The organism is Streptomyces sp. UH6 (genome assembly GCF_013421635.1).
Classification (GTDB): Bacteria; Actinomycetota; Actinomycetes; order Streptomycetales; family Streptomycetaceae; genus Streptomyces; species Streptomyces abyssomicinicus.
Window position 1 is genome coordinate 1 of record NZ_JACADT010000357.1, and the last position, 5,355, is coordinate 5,355.

Here is a 5,355-nt window from a genome sequence, read left to right on the forward strand (position 1 = left end):
CTGCTGCTCGGAAGCGGTCAGCGCACCGCGCGGCGCAACGCCTGGAGCGGCGTCGTCGCGGACCGGCAGCGCGCCCGGGAACGGGTCGAGGTGCAGCGCGTGCTCGACGGAGCGCCCGCGCCGCGCTCCTGACCGGTCACCGCGCGGGACCGGCCGGGCACGGAGCGGGCACCGCCTTCGTGGCGGCGGGGTCGTGCACGTAGACTTCCAGACATGGCGAGGAAGGAAACCGCAGCGGAGTCTGCGAATGCCGGGCGACTCAAGCAGATCGCCCTGACGTACAAGATGACCCGCAGGGCCGACAAGAAGATCGGTCTTGTACTCGCGGCTGTCGGAATCATCACCTTCGGTGTCTTCCTCGCGATCGGCTTCTTGATCGGTCACCCGATCTACCTGGGCATCCTCGGTCTGCTGGTCGCCCTGCTGGCGACGGCGATCGTGTTCGGGCGCCGGGCCGAGCGGGCAGCCTTCGGGCAGATGGAGGGCCAGCCGGGCGCGGCGGCGGCGGTGCTGGACAACATCGGCCGGGGCTGGTCGACGACGCCGGCGGTCGCGATGAACCGCAGCCAGGACGTGGTGCACCGGGCGGTCGGCAAGGCCGGCATCGTGCTGGTCGCGGAGGGCAACCCCAACCGGGTGAAGAGCCTGCTCGTGGCCGAGAAGAAGAAGATGAACCGTATCGTCGCCGACGTGCCGGTGCACGACATCGTCGTGGGCAACGACGAGGGCCAGGTGCCGCTGAAGAAGCTGCGCACCACGATGATGAAGCTCCCCCGGGTGCTCACCGGCCCGCAGGTCACCACCACCAACGACCGGCTGCGGGCGATGGGCGACCTGATGAAGAACATGCCGCTTCCCAAGGGCCCCATGCCGAAGGGCATGAAGCTCCCCCGCGGCAGCAAGGGCCGCTGACCCGCTGCCCCCGACCCCACGTGAAGGGCGCCCGGTCCCCCGGGCGCCCTTCCGCATGTCCGTCCCGGTGGCGCGTCAGATGCGGACCTCGACCGTGCCGGCGGCGCGGTCGTGGAGGCCGCGGCCGTCCCGGTCCCAGACCAGGGCGGGGAGGGCCAGGCACAGCAGCAGCGTCCGCAGGGCCGCCCGCCACGGCACCACCGTGCCGCTGGAGAGTGCCACCACCCGCAGCCCGAAGAGCCGCTTGCCCGGTGTGAAGCCGAGGGTGCCCACGGTCAGCACGCCCAGCGCGAAGAAGATCAGCAGTGCCCAGTTGCCCGTTGCCTGACCGTAGCCATCGGTGATGAGACCGTATGCGATCAGCATGCAGAGACCCCAGTCCACGGCCAGCGCGCCGAGACGCCGCCCGGGGCGCGCCACCGAGCCGGGGCCCTGCTCGGGCAGCCCGAGCTGCTGGCCGCGGTAGCCGAAGTCGACACCGGCCTCCTCCGCCGCCGCGCGGGGGCCGGAGAGCCACGATCCGAGTGCTTGCCTGTTGTCCACGGACTCCACGGTACTTGCCGTGCGCGCGCGTGGCGGAGGGCGGGGTGCGCCCGGCCGTCCGGGGCAGGACCATGGAAGGAGACCCCCGCGCGCCGGCGGTACGCCGCCGACGAGCTGCCGGTTAACTTCCCGGAAACAAATGAGTCATGTTCGAGAAATCGCCGATCACTAGGGTCCCAGACAGCGTGTGTCACCGCACTGGCGCACGAAGTACTACCACCCCTGGCGGAACCGGCCGGGAGTAGGAGGAGCTGGATGTTCCAGAACGCCGACGAGGCCAAGAAGTTCATCGCCGATGAGGACGTCAAGTTCGTTGACGTTCGCTTCTGCGACCTGCCGGGCGTGATGCAGCACTTCACGATTCCCGCCGAGGCGTTCGACCCGCACGAGGAGCTCGCCTTCGACGGCTCGTCGATCCGCGGCTTCCAGGCCATTCACGAGTCGGACATGGCCCTGCGCGCCGACCTGAGCACGGCCCGTGTCGACCCGTTCCGCCGGGACAAGACCCTCAACATCAACTTCTTCATCCACGACCCGATCACGGGCGAGCAGTACTCCCGCGACCCGCGGAACGTGGCGAAGAAGGCCGAGGCCTACCTGGCGTCCACCGGCATCGCCGACACCGCCTTCTTCGGGCCCGAGGCCGAGTTCTACGTCTTCGACTCGGTGCGCTTCTCCACCGAGGCCAACCAGGCCTTCTACCACATCGACTCCGAGGCGGGCGCCTGGAACGTCGGTGCCACGGAGAACAACCGCGGTTACAAGGTCAAGTACAAGGGCGGCTACTTCCCGGTCGCGCCGGTCGACCACTTCGCCGACCTGCGCGCGGAGATGTCCCTGGAGCTGGCCGCGTCCGGTCTCCAGGTCGAGCGCCAGCACCACGAGGTGGGCACCGCCGGCCAGGCGGAGATCAACTACAGGTTCAACACGCTGCTGGCCGCGGCCGACGACCTGATGCTGTTCAAGTACATCATCAAGAACGTCGCCTGGAGGAACGGCAAGTCCGCCACCTTCATGCCCAAGCCGATCTTCGGCGACAACGGCTCCGGCATGCACGTCCACATGTCCCTGTGGACCGACGGCCAGCCGCTGTTCTACGACGAGACCGGCTACGCCGGCCTGTCCGACATGGCCCGCCACTACATCGGCGGCATCCTCAAGCACGCCCCGTCGCTGCTGGCCTTCACCAACCCGACGGTGAACTCCTACCACCGCCTGGTCCCGGGCTTCGAGGCCCCGATCAACCTGGTGTACTCGCAGCGCAACCGCTCCGCCGCGATGCGCATCCCGATCACCGGCGCCAACCCGAAGGCCAAGCGCGTCGAGTTCCGCGCCCCGGACTCCTCCGGCAACCCGTACCTGGCCTTCGCCGCGCTGATGATGGCCGGCCTGGACGGCATCAAGAACAAGATCGAGCCGGCCGAGCCGATCGACAAGGACCTCTACGAGCTGGCTCCCGAGGAGCACGCCAACGTCGCGCAGGTCCCGACCTCCCTCGACGCCGTGCTCAAGGCGCTGGAGGACGACCACGAGTACCTGCTCCAGGGTGACGTCTTCACGGCGGACCTGATCGAGACCTGGATCGAGTACAAGCGCACCAACGAGATCGCCCCGATCCAGCTCCGCCCGCACCCGCACGAGTTCGAGCTGTACTACGACATCTAAAACCGTGCGGACCGGAGCAGGCAGGTAGAGCTCCGGGCCGTACGCGGGCCGTGGGCCGTGTCTTCCCCCGTCGAGGGGGAGGGCACGGCCCACGGCCGTTTCCGCGGGCGCGCGGGACGACGGGGCCGCGCTGATCGCCCTGCGCACCGACTTTGCGCAAACGTCTCGAAAGTTTCGGAATCCGGCCCCCGTCCCAGGTGGCGTCCCTGGGCGGGGTTTTGATCATCCTCGGTGCACAGCCGCCCGGGGCTGCTCTAACACCGTTGTCAGCAGGGGGTCTTGAGCGGGCCGAGGTCTCGAGAGATTTCGAAAGTTCTACCGAAACAATTGACACGGATGTGCGTCTCCGCACACTGGTCATCAGTCACCATCCCCCCACCCACAAAGGAGGACTGACGGATGAACAGTGACGTTCAGCTCGTCGGCCGCGAGCGCCGCAGAGTCCCATCCGTGATCCGCACTGTCAGCGTCCTGATCGTGGCCTTCCTCGCCTACGTGGCCGGCTTCGCCCCGGCGAACGCGGCCACGGTCGTGACGTCCAACAGCACCGGCACCCACGAGGGCAACTTCTACTCGTTCTGGCAGGAGGCCAGTGGCGGGTCCATGACCCTGAACTCGGGCGGCAACTACAGCGTCACCTGGAACAGCAACGCGAGGAACATCGTCGTCGGCAAGGGCTGGAACCCGGGCAACGCGACCGACTCGGTCACGTACTCGGGCTCGTTCAACTGCAACGGCAACTGCTACCTGGCGCTGTACGGGTGGTACCAGAACCCGCTGGTCGAGTGGTACATCGTCGAGAACTGGGGCAACTACAACCCCAGCACCGGAGCCACCCGCGTCGGCTCGGTCCAGTCGGACGGCAGCACCTACGACCTGTACAAGGCCACCCGCACCAACGCTCCGTCCATCGAGGGCACCAAGACCTTCACCCAGTACTTCGCGGTCCGTCAGGCCAAGCGCACCGGCGGCACCATCACCAAGTCGACGATCTTCAACGCCTGGAGGAACGCCGGTCTGCAGTTCGGCTCCGCCAACTACGAGATCATGGCCACCGAGGGCTACAACAGCAGCGGCAGCTCCAACATCACGGTGAGCCGCGGCGGTTCCTCCGGCGGTGGCGGCGGTGGCGGCACCACCCCGCCGCCCACCAACCCGGGCGGCTGCACGGCGGTCCTGTCGGCGGGTGACAAGTGGAGCGACCGGTACAACCTCAACGTGTCGGTCAGCGGCTCCAGCAACTGGACCGTCACGGTCAAGGTCCCGTCGCCGGAGAAGGTCCTGGCGACCTGGAACGTCTCGGCGAGCTATCCGGACGCCCAGACCCTGGTGGCGAAGTCCAACGGCAGCGGCAACAACTGGGGCATGACTCTCCAGACGAACGGCACCTGGACCTGGCCCACCGTGAGTTGTAGCGCGGGCTGATCCGGTTCGGGCCCGTCCCCACGCCGGGCCCGGGCCGGACCGCAGACAGGCGCCACCCAGGACGAGGGCCGTCCGGACGTACCGTGTCCGGGCGGCCCGAGCCGCTCCCCGACCAGGAGACCTCACCCATGCCCACGTCGTTCCGTCCGCCCGCCGCCGGGGGCACCGCCTGCCGCGGGTACGTCGGCCTCACCTTCGACGACGGGCCGTCGGGCCGCACCCCGGCCCTGCTGACCGCCCTGCGCGAGGCGGGGCTGCGGGCCACCATGTTCAACCAGGGCAACCACGTCGAGGCGGACCCCGGCCTGGTGCGCGCCCAGGTCGCCGCCGGGATGTGGGTGGAGAACCACAGCTACAGCCACCCGTACATGACCCGGCTCGACCCGGCCGCGATGGAGTCCGAGATCGCCCGGACGCAACGGGCCGTCGCCGCCGCGGGCGGAGGCGTCCCGACGCTGTTCCGCCCGCCGTACGGCGACACCGACGACACCCTCCGGGCCACCGCGGCGAAGTACGGCCTCACGGAGATCCTCTGGGACGTCGACCCGCAGGACTGGAACGGCGCGAGCGCCGACGCCATCGTCGAGGCGGCCGGACGGCTCACCGACGGCCAGGTCATCCTCCTGCACGACTGGCCCGCCACCACCCTGGAGGCCGTCCCGCGGATCGGCCGGGTGCTGGCCGCCAAGGGACTGCGCACGGGCAGGATCTGCCCGGTCACCGGCCGGGCGGTGGCACCGGACGGGACCTGAGGGCGCGGCACGCGGCGGCCGTGTCCGTGTCCGTGTCCGTGTCCGGGGCCGAGCCCGA

General features: G+C 69.2%; 5 protein-coding genes. 4 read left to right on the forward strand and 1 reads right to left on the reverse strand.

The features are described 5' to 3' along the window. Positions 1–213 precede the first annotated feature (213 nt). A complete protein-coding gene (locus HW445_RS17510) occupies positions 214–912 on the forward strand; it encodes a DUF4191 domain-containing protein (protein ID WP_151772928.1) in 699 nt (232 codons plus the stop codon). Positions 913–987: 75 nt separating this feature from the next. Here HW445_RS17510 and HW445_RS17515 read toward each other — a convergent pair whose 3' ends face one another. Then, entirely contained in the window at positions 988–1,455 is a 468-nt protein-coding gene (locus HW445_RS17515) for an RDD family protein (protein ID WP_180221947.1), read from the reverse strand. Between the two features lie 255 nt (positions 1,456–1,710). Here HW445_RS17515 and glnA point away from each other — a divergent pair, with 255 nt between their 5' ends. From glnA to HW445_RS17530, 3 genes are all read left to right on the forward strand, one after another. Next, positions 1,711–3,120: a type I glutamate--ammonia ligase gene (glnA, locus tag HW445_RS17520; protein WP_180221948.1), complete on the forward strand. Its 1,410-nt coding sequence runs from the start codon at positions 1,711–1,713 to the stop codon at positions 3,118–3,120. 399 nt (positions 3,121–3,519) lie between these two features. Continuing rightward, a complete protein-coding gene (locus HW445_RS17525) occupies positions 3,520–4,545 on the forward strand; it encodes a glycoside hydrolase family 11 protein (protein ID WP_180221949.1) in 1,026 nt (341 codons plus the stop codon). Between the two features lie 128 nt (positions 4,546–4,673). Beyond that, a complete protein-coding gene (locus HW445_RS17530; RefSeq protein ID WP_180221950.1) occupies positions 4,674–5,297 on the forward strand; it encodes a polysaccharide deacetylase family protein in 624 nt (207 codons plus the stop codon). The last annotated feature ends 58 nt before the right edge of the window (positions 5,298–5,355 follow it).